Raw genomic sequence first — 20721 nt, 5'->3', positions numbered from 1 at the left:
CTCCGATGCTCGCATCCGTCTCGACGACGGCGGGCACGGTCCGTGTACCCGGGCGGACGCGCGGCCAACCATGCCGGGCACGTTTCACTTCTCGGCACCTCGGGAATACACCGTCTGTTCCGATCGGTCCCGAGCAGCACCCGGAGAGGCAGACATGAAATTCGAGGCGCACTGGGAGACCACCGCTTCTCCCGACAAGGTGTGGGAGGTACTCGCCGACGGCTGGCGGTATCCGGGCTGGGTGGTCGGCGCGTCCCGAATGCGGGCCGTGGACCCCGCCTGGCCCGCCCCCGGTGCGCGCATCCACCATTCGGTCGGATTGTGGCCGTTCCTCATCGACGACCACACCGAGGTTCTCGAGGAAGATCCGGGGAAGTCACTGACCCTTCTGGCCCGCGCGAAGGCCTTCGGCCGCGCCCGGATCGAAATCCAGGTCCGTCCCCGCCCCGACGGGGTGGGCACCGTCATCGAGATGGGCGAGCATCTCGCCTCCCCTCCCATGTCGTGGTTTCCGCAGAGCGTGGTCGAACTGGCGGCGGTGCCGCGCAACCGGGAGTGCATCCGCCGGTTGGCACTGCTCGCGGAGGGCCCCGCCCATCCGCGCGACGGCTCGACCGCACCGAGGCTCGGGTGATCGGATGACGGAGAAGGCGGATGCAATCGTCGTCGGCGCCGGACCCAACGGACTGGTCGCCGCGATCACCCTCGCGGATCGAGGATGGGACGTGCTGGTCCTCGAGGCCGAACCGACACCGGGAGGAGCCGTGCGTTCCGGTGATCTCCACCCCGGATACCGCTACGACCGGTTCAGTGCGTTCTATCCCCTCAGCGCGGTATCGCCCGCGTTCGCCGAGCTGGACCTGGACCGGCACGGGTTGTCGTGGAGTCGAGCTCCCATCGCGGTGGCCCATCCGCTGGACGCCGAGGACTCGAACGCGCCCGCCGTCCTTCCCGAGGCCGCGGACACCGCAGCCGCACTGGAGCGGTTCCGCAGCGGCGACGGGGAACGGTGGCTCGAGCTGTACCGGACGTGGGAGCGCATCCGCGAGCCCCTGCTGGACACCCTGTTCGGCCCGTTTCCCCCGCTGAAGGGGCCGGTGAAGCTACTGCGCGAGCTGGGCTCGGCGGAGGCGCTGCGCATCGCCCGGTTCCTGTTGTTGCCGGCGAACCGGATGGGGCAGGAACTGTTCGCCGGCGAGGCGGCGAAGGTCCTGCTCCTCGGCAATGCACTGCACGCCGACGTGCCACCCGACGCCCCGATCAGCGGGGCGATGGGATTCCTGTTAGGGATGCTGGCGCAGGACGTGGGTTTCCCGGTCCCTGTGGGTGGTGCGGGCGCGCTCACCGACGCCCTGGTGCGCCGACTGGAATCGGCGGGCGGCCGGGTGGAATGCGACAGTCGTGTCGACGCCGTGACCGTGCAGGGCGGCGCGGCAACGGGGGTTCGCCTGTCCGACGGCCGGACGTTCGGCGCTCGTCGCGCCGTCCTCGCGGACGTGTCGGCGCCCGCGCTCTACGAGCGGCTGCTGCCGCAGGACGTCGTGCCCGCGAACGTGCGCGCCGCGCTCGCGAACTTCGAGTGGGACACCCCGGTGGTGAAGGTGAACTACGCTCTGCGCGTGCCGATTCCGTGGCAGGCCGACTCGGTCCGCCGCGCCGGCACCGTGCATGTGGGCGGCGATACCACCAGGCTCGCGAAGTGGCACACGCAGCTGGCGGCCGGCGAGCTCCCCGAGCACCCGTTCCTGCTGGTGGGCCAGATGACGACCGCCGATCCGACCCGCTCGCCGGACGGCACGGAGAGCGCATGGGCGTATACGCACCTCCCGCGGGGCGTGGCCGACGATGCCAGCGCGGACAAGATCGCCGAGCGCACCGACGAACAGCTCGAGCGTTTCGCTCCCGGCTTCGGGTCGAACATCGTCGCGCGAAGCGTCCAACGGCCGTCGGATCTCGAACGCGCCGACGCGAACCTGGTGAACGGCGCTGTCAACGGCGGAACCGCCCAGTTGCACCAGCAACTGATCTTCCGGCCCGTTCCCGGGTCGTCGCGGCCGGAGACTCCCGTGAAGAACCTGTTCCTGGCCAGCGCGTCGGCGCACCCCGGTGGCGGCGTGCACGGCGTGTGCGGCCTCAACGCGGCCCGGGCCGCCCTTGCCCGGCACGGTATCGGGGCGCCGGTCCGGCGAAGCGTGAACCGCGTCGTGGCGGACGTCGTGTGGCGTTCCGCGAAGCGAGGGTGACGATGCGGATCGCGATCACCGGCGCGACCGGGAACCTCGGCACGACCCTGTTGCAAGCATTGTGGGAGGACGGCAACCACGAGATCGTCGGAATCGCGCGGCGGAGGCCTCCGGACGAGCCCCCGTACGCCGGCGTGGCCTGGCACACCGTGGACGTCGCCGCCCCCGACGCCGCCGAGCAACTCGCACTCCCGTTCGCGGATGCCGACGCCGTCGTCCACCTCGCGTGGGGTTTCCAGCCCACCCATCGGCGCCACTACCTGCGGGCGACCGGGGTCGACGGGACACGCGCCGTGCTCGCGGCCGCAGCGACGGGCGGCGTCGGGCACGTCGTGCACATGTCCTCCTCCGCCGTCTACGCGCCGGGCTCGTACGGGCGGCCCGTCGACGAGTCGTGGCCCACCACCGGTGTGCGGTCCTCGGTCTACAGCCGGGACAAGGTGGCCGCCGAGGACGTCGTCCGCCGCCATGTCGATGCCGGCGCCGGGCCGTCCGTGACGGTCCTGCGCGCCGGCCTGATCGGTCAGTACCGCGCGGGAAACCAGTTGCTGCACTACATTCTTCCCGACTGGGTGCCCGCCGGCGTTCTGCGCGTCGCGCCCGTGGTGCCGATCGACCGGGGCATGTGCATCCCGGCGGTGCACGCCGAAGAGGCGGCGCGAGCGATCGTCTCCGCGACCCGGCAGCGGAAATCCGGGATCTACAACATCGCGTCCGACGTCCCGGCGACGGGCGCCGACGTCCTTGCCGGACTCTCCGTCCATGGTCTGCACGTCCCGTCCCGACTGCTGCGGGCGGCCGCCCAGGTGACGTGGCGGCTGCACCTGCAACCCGTCGACGGAGGCTGGATCGACCTGGCGTACTCGACTCCGCTCGTGGACCCCGCCCGCGCCCGCGACGAGTTGGGTTGGGTCGCGCACACCGAGGGACCGGATGTCGTCCGCGAGCTGGCCGAGGGGATGGTCGATCGCGCGGGCACCGGCAGCCCCGTCCTCGAGGACCGCTCGGTGCTCACGCGGCTGACGTCGGCCCTGCGGCGAGGCGAGGTCGGCACCAGGAAACCGACGTGACGGTCAGTCCATTCGCCTGGACGCCGGCTGCGCGTTGCGCGTCTCCATCGGCGGGAGGAAACCGCCGATGACGATCATCGCGACCGCGAGCCCCAGGTGGAGCCAGTTGTCGGCGTCGTTGACCGGAATGAAGTTCGCGGCGTCGTCACGGTTGATCGACACACCGTAGATCCACACCGCGAAGTAGACCACGCCTCCGGCGATCAGGTAAGTCCGCGCCAGTCGCATGCTCCGGGCCATCACGATTCCGGCCACACCGAACGCAAGATGGATGATGTTGTGCAGGACGGAAACTTCGAAGATTCCGAGCAGCTTCGCGTCGGAGTGGTGGCCGGCCCACGTCATCGTGTCGTAGTCGGTCGTGATCCCGGGGATGAAGCCCGCGATTCCGACGACGAGGAACACGACACCGAAGACCAGCGCCACCACCTCGGTGGCCGAGCGCTTGCGAGCCGACGTCGGCCGAGTATCGCTGGACATGTCGTACCCCTTCCTGTTCGGGTCCGAGCGGGGTACCCCGCGATCGCGGCAGTCAACCCCCGGTGCGCGGGGGAAATCCGCTCACGGACATCGAGCGTGTGGCATACCCAGCGAATGGGTACCCGACGTCCACGGAGGGGTGGACGGCGAGCACGGACATCGAGGAGGCAGCCATGACGCAGCGACCGGGCGAACATCTGGAGGAGGAACCACAGTCGGAGCGGGGCGCGCCGGGCTCCCGCGATACCGGGGCCGAGGAGCCGAGTGCAGGCGACCACCGGCGCGAGGGCGCCTTCGAGGACGAGTCGACGATCTCGTCGGACGAACCGGGGTGGCAGCGGCCCGCGGATGCCGGCGGACACGGCGCGTCCTCCGACGAGGCCGCGATACCGCCGTACGACGATCGCCAGCAGGAGGCCAAGTCCCCCGAGCACATGCGTGCACGCGCCGGCGATCCCGACGGCGCCGGGCAGGCACAGAAGAGCGGCGTGCAACACGAACGACCGTCCGAGTCCGACCCCGGGGTCGGACCGGCACACCAGGGTGGTACGCGCCGGGGCGAGGACCACCCCCCGGAGACCACGCACCCGGAGAAGTAGCGCCGCGAACCGGCGCGGCAGCGAAGCACTGGAACCTCGAGGAGGATCAGCAGATGGAAATACTCGTCATCGTCGCACTCGTGGTGATCGTCGCCGCGATCAACGTGCGCTGGTGGTATCGCAGGCGCCAGGGCAACTCGCCCACCCCGGAAGCCGGTACGGCCGAGGGCAAGACCCGGCAGATGAACGACGTGCACCGGGAGCGCCGCAACGACGAATCGTGAGTCTGCCCAACGTTCACGGCCTGCCGATCCCGCGGTAGGAGAAGCCACAGGCCTCCAGAGCCGCAGGATCGAGCAGGTTTCGCGCATCGATGACGAGCGGCCGCTGCACTTCTCGCGCCGCGGCGCGCCAGTCGACGGTCCGGAACTCGGGCCATTCGGTGAGCACCACCACGGCCGACGCGCTCTTCACCGCCGCCGCCGGTTCGTCGACCACCTGGAACTCGCCGTCCGCGTCCACGGCCGATGCCCGCCCCGAGCCGCATGCCGGGTCGTACGCGGTCACGATCGCACCGCGGACACACAGTTCGTGGACGACCGCCAGCGCGGGCGACTCCCGCACGTCGCCGGTGCCGGCCTTGAAGGTCAGACCGAGGACCCCTATCCGATATCCGGCCAGGGATGCCGCCGGGTCCCCCGTGAGCTCGCGGACGATGTCGGCCACCAGCCGGCGGCGATGGCGGGTGTTCGACCGCACCGCCGCCCGCACCGTGTCCAGCACCACCCCCGCCCGCCGCCCGGCGTCGAGCATGCCGCAGGTGTCCTTGGGCAGGCAGGATCCACCCCACCCCGGACCGGGCGCGAGGAACGCACCTCCGATTCGCGGATCCGCCGCCATCACCGCGGTCACCTCGGTCACGTCGGCGCCCACCGCCGAGCACAGGTCGGCGAGTTCGTTGGTGTACGACGCCTTGACCGCGAGGAAGCTGTTGCACGCGTACTTCGCGAGTTCGGCGCTCGCCCAGTCCGTGCGGAAGATCGGCGCGGGAACCGACCGGTACAGCGACGTGACGGCGTCGACGGCGGCGCCTTCGGCACCACCGACCACGATCCGTTCGGGCCGCAGGAAGTCCGCCACCGAACGGCCTTCGCGGAGGAACTCGGGATTGCTGACCACGTCGATACGGCCGCGGCCGATTGAATCCTGCAGTGTGCGAGCGCTTCCCGGCGGGACGGTGGATTTCACCGCCAGCACCACCGGCCCCGCGATCTCGCGGGCGATGCGTCGGGACACCGATGTCACGCTCGCCAGGTCGGGTGCGCCGTCCCGGCCGGAGGGCGTGGGCAGGCAGAGAACCACGACACCGCACGAGGTGAGTGCACCGAGTTCGGTGTCGAAACACACCGTCCCGCCGCGTAATCCGGCGTGCACGAGCTCGGCGAGACGCGGCTCGAGAATGTCGACCACACCCCGCCGTAACCGCTCGACCCGGGTCGCATCGCTGTCCACACACCGCACCGAGTGGCCCAGGTGCGACAGACAGGCCGCCGTCGTCAGCCCCACGTACCCGGCCCCCACTACGCCCACCGGACCTGCGGACATCGCGCACCTCACCTCTCCAGTTGCACGGACGCGGCGGCCACGACGTCGGCCGCCTCGATGTCCGCCAGACCGGGGTCCAGACGCGCACCGTGCGGGTCGCCGCGCCGGCCGGTCCACAACACCGTGTGCAGATGTCGGTCCACCCGCGGACCCCACGTCCGCGGCGGTGTGGGCCCGAACAGCACCACCGATCGCGTTCCGAACGCCGTTGCCAGATGGGCGATTCCGGTGTCACCGCAGACCACCAGCCGGGCACGCGAGATCAACGCGGCGAGTTCGCCGAGCCGGCACGGGACCGCACGCCGGACCGGGACACCCGATCCGACGGCCCGGCACACGTCGTCGACGAGTCCGCCTTCCCCCGGACCCCCGGTGACCACGACGGCTCCCCCGTACGCACTCCACAGTTCGCGAATCACGGCGGCGAACCGAGCTGCGGGCCAGCGGCGGGCCGCGCTCGCCGCGCCGGGGTGGACCACGATCGCACCCTCGACGGGCGCCGACCGGGGTCGTCGGATCCGCAGTTCCGTCGGATCGGCGGGCACCCCGTGGTGCCGCAGCAGCGCGCACCAGCGATCGACCTCGTGCAGATGCTCGTCCCACTCCGGGCCGTCGGCGCCGATGCCCGGATCGCGATGACACCAGACGCCGCCCGGTCCCGCGCCGCGCAGCAACGTCGTGCTCTGCGGGCCCCGGCCGTGGAGATTGACGGCCAGGTCGGGACGGGTGTGCACGGCCATGGCGCGCAGCCCGGACGTCGGCACGATGTCGTCGATCCCGCCGATCAGGCCGACGAGGTCCCGCAGCCCGATCGGCGTGGCCAGGCGCAGACGTGCGTTCGGGAACTCGCGCCGCAGCGCACGCAGCGCCGGGACCGCGGTCGCCAGGTCACCCACCCCGAGCGCACGCAGCACCAGCACGTCGCTCACGGCCACGACGACTCTTCGGAGGCGCACACGACCATCTCGCGGATCTCGCACCCCTCCGGCTGCCCCAGCGCGTACACCACGGTCGCGGCCACGTCCTCCGGCCGGTTCAGGTGGGCGTCCGGGGGCGGACGGTACTGCGCGGTGCGCCCGTCGAAGAACGACGTGTCCATGCCACCGGGCACCAGCAGGGTCACGCCGTATCGTCCCGCCGTCTCCGCCGCGAGTGCCCGGGTGAAACCGACGACACCGAACTTCGCCGCACAGTAGGCAGTCGCGTCGCTCACCGCCTTCAGACCCAGGGTCGAGGCGCACGTCACGATGCGGCCGGACGGGCTGGCCAGATGCGGCAGTGCCGCACGGACGACGGCCGCGGTCCCCATCAGGTCGACGGCGACGACGCGCTCCCAGTCGGCTGCGGCGACCTCGTCCAGCCTGCCGCAGCAGTCGATGCCGGCGGCGGTGAACACCCCGTCGAGTCGGCCGCCCACGCTGCCTGCGAGTTCGGCGGTGGCCTCGGCGACCGCCGAACTGTCCGCGATGTCCACGAGCCGATAGGCGTGTTCCGCGTCGGGCACCGCCATATCGAGTACGAGCGGCGTTCCTCCCGCCTTGGCGACGGCGGTCGCGGTCGCGGCGCCCAGGCCCGACGCTCCGCCCGAGATGAGCACGTTGCCGATGTCGATCACGGATTCCTCCCTTCGGATCCGAGACCGGCCCGGCCCCGGAAAGCTTCGTGATGCGATTCGATCGCGGCGACGACCTTGGTGGTCGAGTAGTCGCCGAGCGGCGGGACGGTGCGGACCTCGCCGCCGTTCCGCCGCACGGTCTCGGCCTCGGGGAGATCGGCCGGTCGATAGTCCCCGCCCTTCACCCACACGTCCGGTCGCAACCGCTCCAGCAGGCGGGTCGGCGTGTCGTCGTCGAACACCGCCACCGCGTCGACGGTGTCGAGTTCGCGCAGCATCGCCGCGCGTGCGTCCTGCCCGAGCACCGGGCGCCCGGCCCCCTTCAGCCGGCGGACGGACGAATCAGAGTTCAGGCACACCACCAGTGCGTCGCCGAGTGCGGCGGCCTCGCGCAGCAGGCGGAGGTGGCCTGGATGGACCAGGTCGAAGCACCCGCCGGTTGCCACCAGCCGGCCTCCGTCCCGGTGCACGCGATCAGCGAGTGCGAAAGCGTCCGAGCAGGATCGGCTCGGACGACGGACCCGGTTCGATGCCGCCCCGCGGTCCACGGAGGCCATCGACCCCGCGCCGCCCGCGGACACGAACCGGGACGCGCGATCGACCGCGACCGTGACCGCTTCGGTCACCGACGCACCGCCGCCCAGCGCGGCCGCGGCCGCCGCGGCGAATCGGTCGCCGGCGCCGCACGTGTCCGGCCGGCCGGTCCGCAACGTCACCGGCGTCTCCGGGACGGGGACCACGTGGACCGGCCGACCCCGTTCGACGACGGTGGCACCGGCCGGGCCCTGGGTGATCGCAACGGCTCGTGTTCCCCACTGCCCGAGCAGGCGCCGCCCGGCCTCGGCCGGCACCAGCGCGTCGGCGCCGCCGCCGAGCGCACCGTAGGCCTCCCGCAGATTCGGCGTCGCCAACGCGCTCTCCGCGCCGGGCGCCGCCCCGCGCGGATGCGGATCCCAGACCACCGGAGCCATTCGGGCCCGGGACGCGACCAGTGCCCGGAGGCCCCGATGCCGCGTCGTTCCTAGCCCGTAGTCGGCGACGACGATCGCGTCCGCCCCCGCCAGCGCTCGCTCGACCGCGGAGGTCACGGGCGTGCCTGCGGTGACGCCGTCGCCGGAGTCGATCCGCAGCAGGTGCTGGACGTCGGTACGGATCCGGGTCTTGGTCACTGTCGCCCCCAGCAGGTCGAGCGGGACCACGTCGCAGTGTTCCGAAACGAGTTCGACGAGTCGCCGCCCCTCGGCGTCGGCGGCCACCGCCGTCACCAGCACCACCTCGCCGACGTCGCGAGCCGCCAGCACGGCGGCCAGCGCGGCGCCCCCCGGACGCACTCGGACGCTGTCGGTGTCGAACACCGGGACCGGTGCCTCCGGCGACAGCCGGTCGACACGGCCCTCGAGGTCCACGTCGAGGAGCGAGTCCCCGAGCACCACGACGCGGGTCACTGCGCGGACCTCAGGGCAGTGTCGATCTCGGCGCACAACGCGTGCACGAGAACCAGGTGGATCTCCTGCACCGTGGAGACCCGGGGCGCGTCCACCGCGATGGCCTCGTCCACCACCGCCGCCAGCGGGTTGGGTTCGCGCCCCGTCATGGACCACGTCGTGACACCCAACTCGTGGGCCGCCTTGGCTGCGGTGAGGACGTTCGGACTGCGGCCACTCGTGGACAGGCAGAGCAGCACGTCACCGGCGCGGGCATGGGCACGGACCTGGCGCGCGAAGATCTCGTCGAGGCCGTAGTCGTTGGCGATCGCCGTGGCCGACGAGGTCTCGGCGTGAAGAGCGATCGCGGACAGTGGCATCCGCTCCCCTTCGAACCGGCCGACGAGCTCGCCGGTGAGGTGCTGCGCCTCCGCGGCACTGCCGCCGTTTCCACATGTCAACAACCTCGCTCCCGAGGGCAGGACCGCGGCGAGATGCCGGCCCCACCGCTCGAGGCGGGGCGTCGCCGCGACCACGCCGTCCAGGGCCGCGTGAAGTTGCGCTGCATGGTCGTCGAGGTGCTCGGGCATCGGGGCCTCCCAGTTCCGAGTACGGGCGATCACGGGCTACCCGTGCCGACCGGCCCCAAACACCGACCTTGCGGATTCCGCGGAACATGCGTGAGCCCGCCCCGGCCTGGGTATCCGCAGGCATGACCGAACCGACTGCGCTCGCTCTCGTCTGCACACTCAAGGCTTCTCCGGCCCCCTCCAGCAGCGACCTGATCGCCCGGCAGGTCCTCGCCGAACTCGAGAAGCACGGCGTCTCGGGACGCACGATGCGGGTCGTGGACCATCACGTCGCTCCCGGCGTCGAGAAGGATATGGGAGAGGGCGACCAGTGGCCGACACTGCGCCGCGCGGTCCTCGAATCCGACATCGTGCTGATATCGACGCCCACATGGCTCGGACAGATGTCGAGCGTCGCGAAACGCGTCCTCGAACGTCTCGACGCCGAGCTCTCGGAAACCGACGAAGAGGGGCGTCCTATCCTGTTCGACAAGGTCGCGGCAGCCGCGGTCGTCGGGAACGAGGACGGCGCCCACGCCATCGTCGCGAGCCTGTTCCAGGCATTGAACGACATCGGCTTCTCGGTGCCGGCCCAAGGTTGCACGTACTGGAACGGGGAGGCGATGACTCCCGGCGACTACAACGATCTCGTCGACGTGCCCGAGGCCGTCGCCTCGACGAACGCGACGCTCGCCGCGAACGCGGCACACCTCGCTCGCGTGCTGCGGGAGAACCGGTATCCGGCGACCTGACCGAACCATGACCGCGAGTCGACGGGCAGACAGCCCCGCTGGAGGCCATCGCGGATCAGTTGCCGAGGAGGTCGTTCAGGTCGTCGGCGTGGTCTCCTTCCTCGGCGAGAATGTCCTCGATGAGCCGGCGGGTAGTCGGGTCCGAGTTGCCGGTCCACCGCACCATCTCCTGATAGGTGGTGATCACGATGCGCTCGGCGGCACGCAACCCGTGCTGAATCTCCTCGTTGGCGTGTTCGGTGAACTCGGCTGCCACCTGCGCCCGGTCGATACCGCTGGCCGCGATCGCGTTCTGCGTGTACCGCATGACGCAGACCATCTCAGTCGCCACCACCTGATTGAGAACGTTGATCACTCGACCTCGGTAGTGTTACCCGAGGTCAACGCGCCCTGCTCCACCTGGCGCCGTCCGTCGTCGCGAATCGCAGTCACGTCCAGGCCCAGGACATGCCATCGCCCCAGCTGACGACACGAAAAGCACTCACCCCCAGTGAGTGTGCGGCCGAGCCATACGTGGAGCCCTCCCTAAGAGGTACGACAACCAGCCAACCGGCGAAAGACCGCTCGATAGACGGCGCTTCCGCTCGGCGCGATGATGGACCGGGTGGTCCAATACAGATATCCTGGCTGCATGCCGCGTCCACGCCAGTTCGAGGAAGAGGTTGTCCTGGCGGCCGTGCAGGCGGTGTTCTGGGACAACGGGTACGCAGGCACGTCCCTCGACGATCTCGTGGCAGCCAGCGGACTGGGCAAAGGGAGTCTGTACGGGGCATTCGGAGACAAACGGAGCTTGTTCCTGCGTGTGCTTCGCGAGTACGACGAGGCCAATGATCGGATGCTGCGTTCGTGGCTGGAGCAGGCCGACCGCGCTATCGATGTGATTCGCGGTTTCGTGACCGGACCCGTACGCGATCCCGGCGGCGAACAGGCTCGTCGCGGTTGCCTGCTCGCCAATACCGCGATGGAGCTCTCCATGAGCACTGCGGAGGTGGCTGCTGAGGCTCGGCGCAGCTACGCCGCAACCACTTCCATGCTGGTCGATGCGATACGGCGAGCGCAGCGCGAGGGCGACATCGCCCTCCATGTCGATTCGGAAGACGCCGCCCATGCGGTGCTGGCAGGTCAGCTCGGGCTGATTGTCCTCGGCCGGGTCGGTCAGGACCCCGCCGCCCTGTCGATTACGGCCGAGACCCTGCTCAACGGCCTGTTACCCAAGCCCTGAGCATTCCCGCAATGGCGTGCGGGCGAACAATTCCGCCACTGTTCTTGACTAAACGGTCCACATCGGCTGTTATGGACTGGTCGGTAAATAACAAGAAGGTAGGAGCTGCCATGAAGGTCCTGGAAGGCAAGGTCGCGGTCGTAACCGGTGGTAACGCGGGTATCGGACTGGCGATCGCGCGGGCGTACCTCGACGAGGGTGCCCGAGTGTTCGTCGCCGGCCGTCGCCAGGCGCAGCTCGACGAGGTCGAGGCCGAACTTGGTCCCGGGGTGACCGGGATCCGCTGTGACGTGGGCAGGCTCGAGGATCTCGACGCGCTCTTTGCAACGGTTGCCGAGCAGGCGGGTCGGATCGATGTCCTGGTGGCCAACGCCGGGATCGGCATCGTGGCGCCGTTGGGCGAGATCACCGAGGAGCAGTTCGACGCCATGTTCACCACCAACGTCAAGGGCTCGCTGTTCACCGTGCAGAAGGCCTTGCCGCTGCTCTCGGCGGGGGCGTCGATCATCCTCACCGGATCGACGGCGGCCTCGCGGCCCGAGCCGTATCTGCCCGTGTACGGGGCGACCAAGGCTGCGCTTCGTAACCTGGTTCGCGGGTTCGCCCACGTCGCCGGGGAGCGTCGATACCGGATCAACATGCTCTCCCCGGGCGGTACCCGCACGCAGGGTCTAGTCGACCTGATCTCAGCCGAGGCGGTCGCCTCCGCCGGGGCGTCGGTTCCACTCGGCCGGTTGGCCGAGCCTGAAGAGATCGCCGCGGCGGCCGTCTTCCTCGCCTCGGACGCGTCCAGCTATGTCAACGGCTCCGAGCTAGCCGTGGACGGCGGCTTCGCTCAGATTTGAGCCGCGCAGATGCACCCCGCCCGGCAGGAGCTGTGCAGAGCATGTGCGAATAGCACTGTCACTGCTCGGGGGCGATGCCCTGGACGTGGAGGTCGGCGATGGCGGTCCACACGGTCACCAGCCCGCCTACTGTTTCGGGCTCGAGCATCAGGGGATTCTCCACGGCCGCATCGTGTCGCCGGGCTTCGTATTGCGCACCCTCTCTGGTGGCGCAGCGGCGACCATCCATCCGTCGCAGTGGTTTCAGCTGATCGCGGCCGGCGGCTCGTTGTTCATGGCCGCGTCGGCACGCCCTCAGCTCCCACAACGTTCACCACCACAGAAATCTGCTGGCCGATCTTGACACCACCCCACCGCCACAATGTCAACAAGCCGTGGCCCACATAGCCCGGGACGGGCCGTAGCCTCCAAGTGGCGCCATGGTTGAACAGCGCTGCCGGCGGCTACGCAAGCTCCCCTACCTGCTGGTGCGCCGCGACAGGAATGACCCGCCATCAGAGACTGGCGGGTCTTCCAGTCGCCAACCACGAGCCGCTGCATCTGGGGGCAGTGCCGCGGGACGAGATCCCGGATGAGCGGTGAGGTATCCGAGACCCCGGCCGACTACAACCGGATACGCGAACCGGTCAACGAACGGTGTGGCCATCCACGCTCGCAACCACCACGGCGCCCGCGACAGATCGAAACGTCCCCCGAATCCCTTCGGGATGCTGTTCCAGCCCTCGAGTCTCACTCCCCCATTCTCCAGTTCCGCTGTCGCGATCGTCGAACCTCAGACCTCGACGGCTCACCACATCGAAAGCTGATCGTCACTGCCACCCGACCGCCGACGCCGCTTCGTCTGTTCCGACTGCGCCGCCGTGGGCTCGTCGGTGACGATTCCAGCACGTAGGGCACGTTCGAGTTCGGGGCGCGGGTCGACTCCCGCGGCCGCCGCGATCGCGGCCTTGATCCCGGTGCGGTGCGCGAGTGGCGCGGCCGGCGTCGGTGTCGCGGGCGACCCACGCCTGCTGCCATGTATCCGATCCGGGCTGCAGCGCGTCGATCGTCTCCGCGACCGCCTCGGGTGGCACTTCCCTCGCGCCCATACCGCGCAGCGTAGGTCGCGGTGCCAATTGCTTTGAACTACACGCCACTACGGAGAACATGGCGGCAGTTCGTGACCGAAGGTCCACACGGCCGCCGTGGCGGCGCCCACCACGGCGGCGGCTCCGAGCATCCGGAGGGCTCCGGACGGGAACACCGCGTGCCGCGTCGTGGGCTCGTCGGTGCCTGCCGGCCGCGGTGCGTCGCCGACGGCGGACGGGACATGGATCCGCACCCACACGGTCACCGCCGCGGCGACTGCTACGGCGCGTGTGCCGAAGCGCGGCGTGCCCGTCGTCGCGTGCCGCGGTCGAGCTCGTTCCCGGGGCCGAGCACGCGGACATCACGCTGGCCGTGCGGGGCGGGCGTCTGGAATCGCGCGCCGGGACATCCGAGTTGCCGAGCCGGATCGACGACCTGCAACAGTTGGTCGACGACGGTCCGTGCCTGCAGGCGATCTGGGAGCACGAGACGGTTCGGGTGGACGACATGGCGCACGAGGACCGGTGGCCGCGATTCGCGCCCCGTGCCGCGGACGCGGGGATCGGCTCGATGCTCGCCTTCCAGCTCTACACCACCGAGTCGAACCTGGGCGCGCTCAATCTGTTGAGTGCCTCTCCCCATGCGTTCGACTCCACCTCGGTGAGCGTCGGGGGTTCACTGGCCACGCATGCGGCGATCGCGGTGATCGCAGCCCAGCGCGAGGGCGCAACCTCACCGAGGGGGATGAACGCCCTTCCGCCTGACTCGTCGATTCCGGCGAAGGAAGAGGTCGATCCGCTGCGACGGGACGATATCGATCTGCCACGCAAACCGTCTTCCACCCTCCGCCCAGGTGGGTCGCGGTCACGCACCTGGGCGAGCAGTGCACCGGGAAGCGGAGCTCAGCTGACGCCGACCTCGACCCCGGCCGGCCGATCGAGTTCGTCGTTCGCCGCCCGCGTGCGGCCTCTCTGCAGGGCGAGCGTGACCGCGGCCAGAAGCGCGAACGCGCTGCCGGTCCACATGGCAACTGCGGGATCGTTTCCGAACATGCTGATGGTCAAGGCGCTCAACGCAGTTCCGGCGGTGATGCCCAAAGTGATCACCGACGTGTGGAAGGTGCTGACGAGATTTCCCGTGCCCCCGATTTCGACGACCCGGGTCACCAGGGGCGGGTTCATGGACACCCCGGCGAGCCCGACGACAAGCACCATGGTGAGAACCAGAGGTTGGGTCTGGCCCGCGAGTGCGAGCACGCCGAGTGAGACGAACAGCAAGGCATGGCCGAATCGCAGAACGCCGACGGCGTGCTTGTCTGCCAGCTTCCCGACGATCAGATTGCCGACGAGGGCACAGAGTCCGTACGCGAGGAGTATCAGCGTCGTCGCGTCCGCACCGAACCCGGCGCTGTCCTCGAGAAGAGGAGTGAAGTAGGAGAACGCCGCGTATGCAGCTCCGATGGTCAGGAAGCTCACGAGGTAGCGCGCCCACAGGCTGGGGAGACGAAGATTGCGCAAGTCCTGAGCATTGTCGGCGGCACTGGCGGCGCTCCTCGGAGCAAGCGTGAGGAGGCTGAGCGCGAATACGGCCAGGGCGGCAGCGCCGAGAATGTAGAAGGTGGCCTGCCAGTTCCAGCGTCCGGCGATGAAGTGGGAAACGGGAAGCCCTACCACCGTGCCGACCATGATGCCGCTCAATACGATCGACACGGCTTCGCCGATCTTGTCCGTACTCGGCGCAAGTCTGGTGGCGTAGACGATCGATAGCCCTACGGCAGCTCCTGCGAGGCAGCCGGTCAGGATGCGCATCAGCACCACCCACCAGTACTCGTGCACGACGGGTACGAGCATCTCGGGGACTGCGTAGGCGGCGACAACTGTGAGCAGTGCCTGCTTGGGTGGGCGGTGCCGCAGAGCATAGGCGATCACCGGTCCACCGAGTGCCATGCCGAGCGCGAATATCGAGACGAGCAACCCGATCCTTCCTGTGTCCACGTCGAGGTCCTCGGCCATCTCGGACATCATCGCGGGCACTTGCAGCTCACTCGAGACCACGATGATCATCGTCAGCATGAGTAGGTACAGGTGTTTCTTCAATGGACTTCCTTCGGTGATCGAAAACTTGTTATGTATTTGAGAGTCCAAAACGCGGGCAGAGTTCGAGAGTGCAGTGCACCGACGTTCACGCCCTCAGGGAGTCGATGTGCAGATCGGCGACCTTGCGCAGCTCGGCGGGCATGGTGCCCGCCTGTGCCAGGACACGTATCCCGGAGATCGCCGACACCACCATCAGGGCGGCCTGCTTCGGTGCGAGATCCGTCCGCAGGGTGCCGTCGAGTCGTCCGGCTCGTACCGCGTCGGCCACGAGCGCGAGCTGATCGGCCAGGAAGCGGTCGAGGATGTCCTTCACTCGGGGTTCGCGCGCGCCGACGTCGGGCGCCATGTGAGTGCTCACGACCATGCATCCTGCGGCGTGCCCGTTCTTCCTGGCTTGACGCTCTTCGTCCAGGACGAGCGCGAAAAGGGCCGTCAGGCGTTCAGCTCCCGACAGTTCGACGTCCGTCAGGACCGATTCCTGCTGCTCCTTGGCGACGGCGACGCTTCTCTCCAGCGAGCGAACGAACAATTCGTCCTTCGAGGTGAAGGTGTTGTACAGACTGCTCCGGCGGACTCCGGCCGCGTCGCACAGCTGCTCGGTAGAGGTATCCGCGAACCCGTGCACCCGGAACTGTTCGGCGGAAGCGTCCAGAACCGCGACCTCGTCGAACCCTCTCGGCCTGCCCATGCCCGCCACGCTACACGATTATGTACTCAGCTGTCCAAAAGGCCGCTGGAGCGCTGCCGTCCGGGGGTCAGCGACCGATCCTGTCCAGCTCGGTCACGGCGTCCTCGGGAAGTGAAAGCGCCGCGCCGGTGATGTTTTCGTGGAGGTGTGCCGTCGACGATGTGCCCGGGATCAGCAAGATGTTCGGGGATCGCTGCAGGAGCCACGCGAGAGCCACCGCCATCGGCGCCGCCTCGAGCTCTTCCGACACCGCCGAGAGCCTTTCGGACTGCAGCGGCGCGAACCCGCCCAGCGGAAAGAACGGCACATAGGCGATGCCCTGTTCGGCGAGTTGGTCGATCAAGACGTCGTCGTAGCGGTGCGTGAGGTTGTACATGTTCTGAACGCACACGATCGGGGCGATGTCCTGCGCCTCGGCGACCTGCGCGGGGGTGACGTTGCTGACCCCGAGATGTCTGATCAGACCCTCTTCCTGCAGTTCCGAGAGCGTGCCGAACGCTTCTGCGAGGGAGCCGGGTTGCGGGCCGGTCGCGTCGCCCATCCTCAGGTTGACGAGATCGAGAACCTCGACCCCCAGGGACCGAAGGTTCTGCTGCACCTGCCTACGAACCTCTTCTGGTCGTCGGGCGACGGGCCACCCGCCTCGGGCGTCGCGCGTCGCGCCCACCTTCGTGGCGATGAACAGTGAGTCGGGGTAGGGGCGGAGGGCTTCGCCGATCAGCTCGTTCGTGATCCGGGGGCCGTATGCGTCGCTGGTGTCGATGTGGGTGATGCCGGCTGCCACGGCCTCCCGGAGAACGGCCAGAGCGCCGTCGCGGTCGGCGGGTGAACCCATGGCTCCGGGACCCGCGAGCTGCATTGCGCCGTAGCCGAACCTGGTGACGACAGAGTCGCCGAGAGTCCAAGTGCCGCCGGGAAGTGAAGTGTCGAGTGCTTCCATCGTATTCGCCTGTTCCTTGATCCGAGGTGGCGCTCGCCGCCACCGACGACCATCATCGAAGAGTCGCTTCCCGTGTGGAAGTAGGCACCTCGAAGTGCGTAACTTACTCGAGAGGAAGCGGATCGAATTGGCAACGACGAGCGCGGCCCAGAAGCGAGCGGTGGAGAAGGCGCAGTACAACGCGTTTCTGGCGCAGTGTCCGAGTCGGCAACTGCTCGACCGGATCTCCGACAAGTGGGTCGTTCTGGTCCTGTGTGCTCTCGGTGGCGAGGCGTCGGATCGCGGGAGCACGGAAGTCGATACGGCAGACGCCGCAAAGGCGCTGCGCTACTCCGAGATTGCGCGGATACTGGCCGGCGTCAGTCAGAAGATGTTGACGCAGACGTTGCGAGCACTCGAGCGTGACGGTCTGATCACGCGCACCGTCATACCGACGGTGCCGGTCACCGTTTCCTACGAGCTGACCGACCTCGGTCGATCGCTCCACCAGGTGACCCGAGGCCTGCGAAGTTGGGCCCAGGATCACATGCCGCAGATACTTGCCCACCGGGGTCTGCACGACGACGTCGGCGTCTGACCGGGGCGCCCGCGGGTTGGTAGCCACGGATGTGCCGGCTGTGGCCGTCGACTTCGGCGCGCTGCCGCGTGTGCGCTACTCGGCGCGTCAGACCTCCCGTCTGCGGTGGGCGTGTGTGCGCACCTTCATCCTGTTCCCGCAGGTGCTCATGGAGCACCACTTGGCGCTTCCTGGACGACTGTGGTCGATGAGGAAGAGGTTGCACTCGGTGTTGGCGCAGGGGCGAAGTCGGCCGGGCATTCGCTCCGTGACCTCGGACCAGGCCATCGCGGCACGAACCGCGAGCCGTTCGTCCGGGGAAGTCTGCAACTCCCACTTGATCCCGGTGGGCCCGACCTCGGGGGTGAGAAACGCGTCGCGAAGCAGTGAGTCGAGGGCTGCATGGGCGTCGGCCTGGTCGCGAATTACGTCGTGCAGGGCGTTCCGCATCCGCTGGAGGTGCGCGATCTCGGTCTGCGACCCCGTTCCACCGAACTGCTGGGTCAACTCGCGACCGGCTGAACCTGGCAGGTTGTCGACCTTCTTGCCGTCGACGATCGGCGCGCTGTTCAGCAATGCCAACAGCAGATCCTCGTCCTGAACCACTTGCACCCCTTCCTCCGGTCGCGTCGGTCTACTCCTCATGCTACCGTCGTGCTAACCAGTTAAACCTAATTAAGGGGTTAGTCATGAGTGTTGTCCACCACCGCACCGTCGCCGTCGGCGACCACGAGGTCTTCTACCGTGAATCAGGATCCCCGGATGCGCCCGTTCTCCTTCTGCTGCACGGATACCCGACCAGCTCGCACATGTTTCGCCGCCTCATCCCGGCGCTTGCGGGCACGTATCGGGTGATCGCTCCCGACCACATCGGGTTCGGCCGCTCGTCGGCTCCTTCCGTCGATGACTTCGACTACTCGTTCGAGTCCCTGGCGAACGTGACGCGCGCCTTTCTGACGACGATCGGTGTCGCGAAATACACCGTGTACGTACAGGACTACGGCGCACCGATCGCCTGGCGCCTGGCGTTGGCCGAGCCGCGGTCGGTCGAGGCCGTCATCTCGCAGAGCGGTAATGCGTACGAGGAAGGTTTCGTGCCGGCGTTCTGGGAACCGATCTGGGCTTACGGCGCCGATCGGTCCGTCGAGCACGAAACCGCGTTGCGACCCGCACTCGAGCGAGAGGCGGTGGAATGGCAGTACAAGCACGGAGTCGCCGACCAGACGACCGTCGACCCCGACGCCTGGGAACACGACCTCGCTCTGCTCGGTCGCCCGGGATCCGACCGTGCTCAGCTGGACCTGTTCGCCGACTACGCGACCAATCGACAGCTGTACCCTGCGGTGCACGACTGGTTGCGCACCGCCCGGATTCCCGTACTCGCAGTGTGGGGGAGGAACGACGAGATCTTCGGGCCCGCCGGTGCCGAGGCCTTCCGGAAGGACGTGCCCCATGCGCGCATCGAGCTGATGGACGGCGGCCATTTCCTCCTCGAGTCGCACCTCGACGATGTTGTCCGCGTCATCGACGAATGGCGAAGCGAGACTTTCGATATGGCACGCCGATGAACGTTTTTGTCATCGGAATCACCGGGAGAGTCGGTCGGCTACTCGCTGAGCGACTAGCGGGCCGAGGCGACACCGTCAGGGGCCTGACGCGGTCGACCCGTGACCAGGAGAAGTTCGCTGCAGTCAATATCGAGACTGTCGTCGCGGAACTCGGTGCGATGACGCCGCACGACCTCGCATCGGCCATCGCCGACGCGGACGTGATCGTATTCGCCGCGGGATCGAACGGTGGAAAACGAGGTGTCACCGAGGCTGTCGACCGGGAGGGGGTCGCCAAGACCATCGAAGCGGCGCGCCTGGCCGGCGTCGGCCGGGTGGCGCTCGTGTCCGTGTTCCCCGAGGCGTGGAGAGAGCGCAGCCTTCCGGCAGACGAGGAGTACTACTTCTCCGTGAAGAAGGAGGCGGAGGTCGTACTCACCCGCAGCGGACTGGACTGGGTGATCCTGCGCCCCTCTCTGCTGACGGACGACGCCGAAACCGGGCTCGTCGCCCTCGGCCCCGCCGAACTGCACGGTCGAATCAGCCGAGGCGACGTGGCCGCGACGCTCGCCCACATTCTGCACGAACCCCGTATCGGCAGACAGATCCTCGAACTGAACGAGGGCAACACCCGCATCGACGCAGCGGTCTCGCGCGCACTCGTCGAGGCCGGGCAGGTGGAGCACGGAACGACACATCCGTAGTTCCATCGCACGGAGGTCGGAGCACGGTCTCCGAGGATCGCGCCATGATCCGACTTCCGTCACAGCTGATCGCCGCCGGGCCCCACCGGCGTCGCCGACGCGGCACCGTTGATCACCCTGACGATAGGCAATACCTACACCCTCTCCCTGTTGCGGGGCCAGCAACGGGTCCTCGACGCACCCTTCCCACCGATGGCCGACGGTGATGACAAGTAGGTTGGAATCCGGCGGTTCCGGCTACGGACGACATACTGTGCCCACATGTCGACAACGTTGCGCCGCACACTGCGATACGGGGTCCTCATCCTCACCGCGCTGCTCGCCGCCGGGATCCTCTACACGATGTTCATCTACCACAGCATCAATATCTTCACCCCACCCGAACGACTCGAATCCCTCGGCCGCACATACCTCCTCAGCAACAGCCGGAGCCACGAGCGCGACGAGATCCGCCGACCGAGGCACGCCGAATACACCCTCGAACATGTCAGCAACCTCTGGCCCCGCCACCCCATCTACCAATTCCAGAACGACGAAATCCGCGGCCAAGCCACCACCCGTGCCTACCTCAAATGGGGCGACCGCTACTTCGAATACAGCCTCTCTGGCGGGCCCTGACCAAGCAGTTCTGCGAGAAGTATGGGTTCGTCGAACTGCCGCCCGCTGACCCCGCCGTCGCTCCGATGACCTACGCCGGGTCACCGCGAGGACGATCCCCTTGCGGAGCGCGAGCCCCAGTGGCGATCGAGCGCAGCAAC

At 68.5% G+C, this 20721-nt stretch carries 24 protein-coding genes and 1 pseudogene; 13 read left to right on the top strand and 12 right to left on the bottom strand.

The window, feature by feature from the left end; translation table 11 throughout:
* Nucleotides 1-154: 154 nt before the first annotated feature.
* Genes A6I89_RS05465 through A6I89_RS05455 form a run of 3 tightly spaced genes read left to right on the top strand, consistent with a single transcriptional unit; the run spans nt 155 to nt 3313 of the window.
* Nucleotides 155-634 carry an SRPBCC family protein gene (locus A6I89_RS05465; RefSeq protein ID WP_022596242.1) on the top strand — a complete coding sequence of 160 codons (480 nt, stop codon included), beginning with the start codon at nt 155-157 and terminating at the stop codon, nt 632-634.
* A 4-nt stretch (nt 635-638) separates the two neighbouring features.
* Complete coding sequence (locus A6I89_RS05460) at nt 639-2243, top strand: phytoene desaturase family protein (protein ID WP_022596244.1); 1605 nt, start codon at nt 639-641, stop codon at nt 2241-2243.
* Nucleotides 2244-2245: 2 nt separating this feature from the next.
* Entirely contained in the window at nt 2246-3313 is a 1068-nt protein-coding gene (locus A6I89_RS05455) for an NAD-dependent epimerase/dehydratase family protein (RefSeq protein ID WP_044991140.1), read from the top strand.
* A gap of 3 nt (nt 3314-3316) precedes the next feature.
* Here A6I89_RS05455 and A6I89_RS05450 read toward each other — a convergent pair whose 3' ends face one another.
* Nucleotides 3317-3793, bottom strand: a complete 477-nt coding sequence (locus A6I89_RS05450) for a DUF4383 domain-containing protein (protein WP_005512839.1) — start codon at nt 3791-3793, stop codon at nt 3317-3319.
* 173 nt (nt 3794-3966) lie between these two features.
* Between A6I89_RS05450 and A6I89_RS05445 the strand changes: the two genes are divergently transcribed.
* Nucleotides 3967-4392, top strand: a complete 426-nt coding sequence (locus A6I89_RS05445) for a hypothetical protein (protein ID WP_022596248.1) — start codon at nt 3967-3969, stop codon at nt 4390-4392.
* 53 nt (nt 4393-4445) lie between these two features.
* Nucleotides 4446-4616 carry a hypothetical protein gene (locus tag A6I89_RS24565; RefSeq protein ID WP_005512833.1) on the top strand — a complete coding sequence of 57 codons (171 nt, stop codon included), beginning with the start codon at nt 4446-4448 and terminating at the stop codon, nt 4614-4616.
* 13 nt (nt 4617-4629) lie between these two features.
* Here A6I89_RS24565 and A6I89_RS05440 read toward each other — a convergent pair whose 3' ends face one another.
* Genes A6I89_RS05440 through A6I89_RS05420 form a run of 5 tightly spaced genes read right to left on the bottom strand, consistent with a single transcriptional unit; the run spans nt 4630 to nt 9566 of the window.
* Complete coding sequence (locus A6I89_RS05440; protein ID WP_005512832.1) at nt 4630-5937, bottom strand: UDP-glucose dehydrogenase family protein; 1308 nt, start codon at nt 5935-5937, stop codon at nt 4630-4632.
* A gap of 8 nt (nt 5938-5945) precedes the next feature.
* Nucleotides 5946-6872 (bottom strand): glycosyltransferase family 9 protein, encoded by a 927-nt coding sequence (locus A6I89_RS05435; RefSeq protein ID WP_005512831.1) that lies wholly within the window; start codon nt 6870-6872, stop codon nt 5946-5948.
* On the bottom strand, nt 6863-7552 hold the full coding sequence (locus A6I89_RS05430) for an SDR family oxidoreductase (RefSeq protein WP_005512829.1): 690 nt from the start codon (nt 7550-7552) through the stop codon (nt 6863-6865). The genes A6I89_RS05435 and A6I89_RS05430 overlap by 10 nt, the downstream gene beginning before the upstream one ends.
* A complete protein-coding gene (locus tag A6I89_RS05425) occupies nt 7549-8997 on the bottom strand; it encodes a PfkB family carbohydrate kinase (protein WP_022596251.1) in 1449 nt (482 codons plus the stop codon). The genes A6I89_RS05430 and A6I89_RS05425 overlap by 4 nt, the downstream gene beginning before the upstream one ends.
* Nucleotides 8994-9566 carry a D-sedoheptulose-7-phosphate isomerase gene (locus A6I89_RS05420; RefSeq protein ID WP_022596253.1) on the bottom strand — a complete coding sequence of 191 codons (573 nt, stop codon included), beginning with the start codon at nt 9564-9566 and terminating at the stop codon, nt 8994-8996. Before A6I89_RS05420 ends, A6I89_RS05425 begins: the two co-directional genes overlap by 4 nt.
* Before the next feature lie 122 nt (nt 9567-9688).
* Here A6I89_RS05420 and A6I89_RS05415 point away from each other — a divergent pair, with 122 nt between their 5' ends.
* Nucleotides 9689-10297: a flavodoxin family protein gene (locus A6I89_RS05415; protein ID WP_022596255.1), complete on the top strand. Its 609-nt coding sequence runs from the start codon at nt 9689-9691 to the stop codon at nt 10295-10297.
* A 55-nt stretch (nt 10298-10352) separates the two neighbouring features.
* Here the strand turns inward: A6I89_RS05415 and A6I89_RS05410 are convergent, their stop codons facing one another.
* A complete protein-coding gene (locus A6I89_RS05410) occupies nt 10353-10652 on the bottom strand; it encodes a ferritin-like domain-containing protein (protein WP_005512823.1) in 300 nt (99 codons plus the stop codon).
* Nucleotides 10653-10928: 276 nt separating this feature from the next.
* Between A6I89_RS05410 and A6I89_RS05405 the strand changes: the two genes are divergently transcribed.
* On the top strand, nt 10929-11519 hold the full coding sequence (locus tag A6I89_RS05405) for a TetR/AcrR family transcriptional regulator (protein WP_037085177.1): 591 nt from the start codon (nt 10929-10931) through the stop codon (nt 11517-11519).
* A gap of 110 nt (nt 11520-11629) precedes the next feature.
* Nucleotides 11630-12364, top strand: a complete 735-nt coding sequence (locus A6I89_RS05400; protein WP_005512821.1) for an SDR family NAD(P)-dependent oxidoreductase — start codon at nt 11630-11632, stop codon at nt 12362-12364.
* Between the two features lie 1135 nt (nt 12365-13499).
* On the opposite strand, the gene A6I89_RS05395 is transcribed toward A6I89_RS05400, so the two are convergent.
* Nucleotides 13500-13697 carry a hypothetical protein gene (locus tag A6I89_RS05395; protein ID WP_022596259.1) on the bottom strand — a complete coding sequence of 66 codons (198 nt, stop codon included), beginning with the start codon at nt 13695-13697 and terminating at the stop codon, nt 13500-13502.
* Between A6I89_RS05395 and A6I89_RS05390 the strand changes: the two are divergent.
* Nucleotides 13649-14077 (top strand): annotated as a pseudogene (locus A6I89_RS05390) (GAF domain-containing protein); the annotation flags it as partial. The gene A6I89_RS05395 and the pseudogene A6I89_RS05390 overlap by 49 nt on opposite strands.
* A 257-nt stretch (nt 14078-14334) precedes the next feature.
* Here A6I89_RS05390 and A6I89_RS05385 read toward each other — a convergent pair.
* From A6I89_RS05385 to A6I89_RS05375, 3 genes are all read right to left on the bottom strand, one after another.
* On the bottom strand, nt 14335-15576 hold the full coding sequence (locus A6I89_RS05385) for an MFS transporter (RefSeq protein WP_237171243.1): 1242 nt from the start codon (nt 15574-15576) through the stop codon (nt 14335-14337).
* A gap of 37 nt (nt 15577-15613) precedes the next feature.
* Entirely contained in the window at nt 15614-16216 is a 603-nt protein-coding gene (locus tag A6I89_RS05380; protein WP_005512814.1) for a TetR/AcrR family transcriptional regulator, read from the bottom strand.
* A 67-nt stretch (nt 16217-16283) separates the two neighbouring features.
* Entirely contained in the window at nt 16284-17156 is an 873-nt protein-coding gene (locus tag A6I89_RS05375; protein WP_022596266.1) for an aldo/keto reductase family oxidoreductase, read from the bottom strand.
* 127 nt (nt 17157-17283) lie between these two features.
* On the opposite strand from A6I89_RS05375, the gene A6I89_RS05370 reads away from it, so the two are divergent.
* Nucleotides 17284-17733, top strand: coding sequence for a winged helix-turn-helix transcriptional regulator (locus A6I89_RS05370; RefSeq protein WP_044991142.1), 450 nt, complete (start codon nt 17284-17286; stop codon nt 17731-17733).
* A gap of 87 nt (nt 17734-17820) precedes the next feature.
* Here A6I89_RS05370 and A6I89_RS05365 read toward each other — a convergent pair whose 3' ends face one another.
* The gene (locus A6I89_RS05365; RefSeq protein ID WP_022596270.1) at nt 17821-18318 is read right to left on the bottom strand and encodes a CGNR zinc finger domain-containing protein; all 498 of its coding nucleotides are present in this window, start codon (nt 18316-18318) and stop codon (nt 17821-17823) included.
* Between the two features lie 83 nt (nt 18319-18401).
* Here A6I89_RS05365 and A6I89_RS05360 point away from each other — a divergent pair, with 83 nt between their 5' ends.
* The 3 genes from A6I89_RS05360 (at nt 18402) to A6I89_RS05350 (ending at nt 20581) form a co-directional block, all read left to right on the top strand.
* Nucleotides 18402-19280, top strand: coding sequence for an alpha/beta fold hydrolase (locus A6I89_RS05360; RefSeq protein WP_013416208.1), 879 nt, complete (start codon nt 18402-18404; stop codon nt 19278-19280).
* Nucleotides 19244-19963 (top strand): NAD(P)H-binding protein, encoded by a 720-nt coding sequence (locus A6I89_RS05355; RefSeq protein ID WP_232244739.1) that lies wholly within the window; start codon nt 19244-19246, stop codon nt 19961-19963. The genes A6I89_RS05360 and A6I89_RS05355 overlap by 37 nt, the downstream gene beginning before the upstream one ends.
* 261 nt (nt 19964-20224) lie before the next feature.
* The gene (locus A6I89_RS05350) at nt 20225-20581 is read left to right on the top strand and encodes a hypothetical protein (RefSeq protein WP_005512808.1); all 357 of its coding nucleotides are present in this window, start codon (nt 20225-20227) and stop codon (nt 20579-20581) included.
* Nucleotides 20582-20721 lie beyond the last annotated feature (140 nt).

This window comes from Prescottella equi (assembly GCF_002094305.1).
GTDB lineage: Bacteria > Actinomycetota > Actinomycetes > Mycobacteriales > Mycobacteriaceae > Prescottella > Prescottella equi.
This window is presented reverse-complemented; position numbering and strand designations above follow the sequence as displayed.

Excerpts from the sequence above, each read along its gene's own strand:
- A6I89_RS05465 (WP_022596242.1), top strand. The coding sequence starts at position 155 with ATGAAATTCGAGGCGCACTGGGAGACCACCGCTTCTCCCGACAAGGTG.
- A6I89_RS05460 (WP_022596244.1), top strand. The coding sequence starts at position 639 with ATGACGGAGAAGGCGGATGCAATCGTCGTCGGCGCCGGACCCAACGGA.
- A6I89_RS05455 (WP_044991140.1), top strand. The coding sequence starts at position 2,246 with ATGCGGATCGCGATCACCGGCGCGACCGGGAACCTCGGCACGACCCTG.
- A6I89_RS05450 (WP_005512839.1), bottom strand. The coding sequence starts at position 3,793 with ATGTCCAGCGATACTCGGCCGACGTCGGCTCGCAAGCGCTCGGCCACC.
- A6I89_RS05445 (WP_022596248.1), top strand. The coding sequence starts at position 3,967 with ATGACGCAGCGACCGGGCGAACATCTGGAGGAGGAACCACAGTCGGAG.
- A6I89_RS24565 (WP_005512833.1), top strand. The coding sequence starts at position 4,446 with ATGGAAATACTCGTCATCGTCGCACTCGTGGTGATCGTCGCCGCGATC.
- A6I89_RS05440 (WP_005512832.1), bottom strand. The coding sequence starts at position 5,937 with ATGTCCGCAGGTCCGGTGGGCGTAGTGGGGGCCGGGTACGTGGGGCTG.
- A6I89_RS05420 (WP_022596253.1), bottom strand. The coding sequence starts at position 9,566 with ATGCCCGAGCACCTCGACGACCATGCAGCGCAACTTCACGCGGCCCTG.
- A6I89_RS05415 (WP_022596255.1), top strand. The coding sequence starts at position 9,689 with ATGACCGAACCGACTGCGCTCGCTCTCGTCTGCACACTCAAGGCTTCT.
- A6I89_RS05405 (WP_037085177.1), top strand. The coding sequence starts at position 10,929 with ATGCCGCGTCCACGCCAGTTCGAGGAAGAGGTTGTCCTGGCGGCCGTG.
- A6I89_RS05400 (WP_005512821.1), top strand. The coding sequence starts at position 11,630 with ATGAAGGTCCTGGAAGGCAAGGTCGCGGTCGTAACCGGTGGTAACGCG.
- A6I89_RS05380 (WP_005512814.1), bottom strand. The coding sequence starts at position 16,216 with ATGGGCAGGCCGAGAGGGTTCGACGAGGTCGCGGTTCTGGACGCTTCC.
- A6I89_RS05375 (WP_022596266.1), bottom strand. The coding sequence starts at position 17,156 with ATGGAAGCACTCGACACTTCACTTCCCGGCGGCACTTGGACTCTCGGC.
- A6I89_RS05360 (WP_013416208.1), top strand. The coding sequence starts at position 18,402 with ATGAGTGTTGTCCACCACCGCACCGTCGCCGTCGGCGACCACGAGGTC.
- A6I89_RS05355 (WP_232244739.1), top strand. The coding sequence starts at position 19,244 with ATGGCGAAGCGAGACTTTCGATATGGCACGCCGATGAACGTTTTTGTC.
- A6I89_RS05350 (WP_005512808.1), top strand. The coding sequence starts at position 20,225 with ATGTCGACAACGTTGCGCCGCACACTGCGATACGGGGTCCTCATCCTC.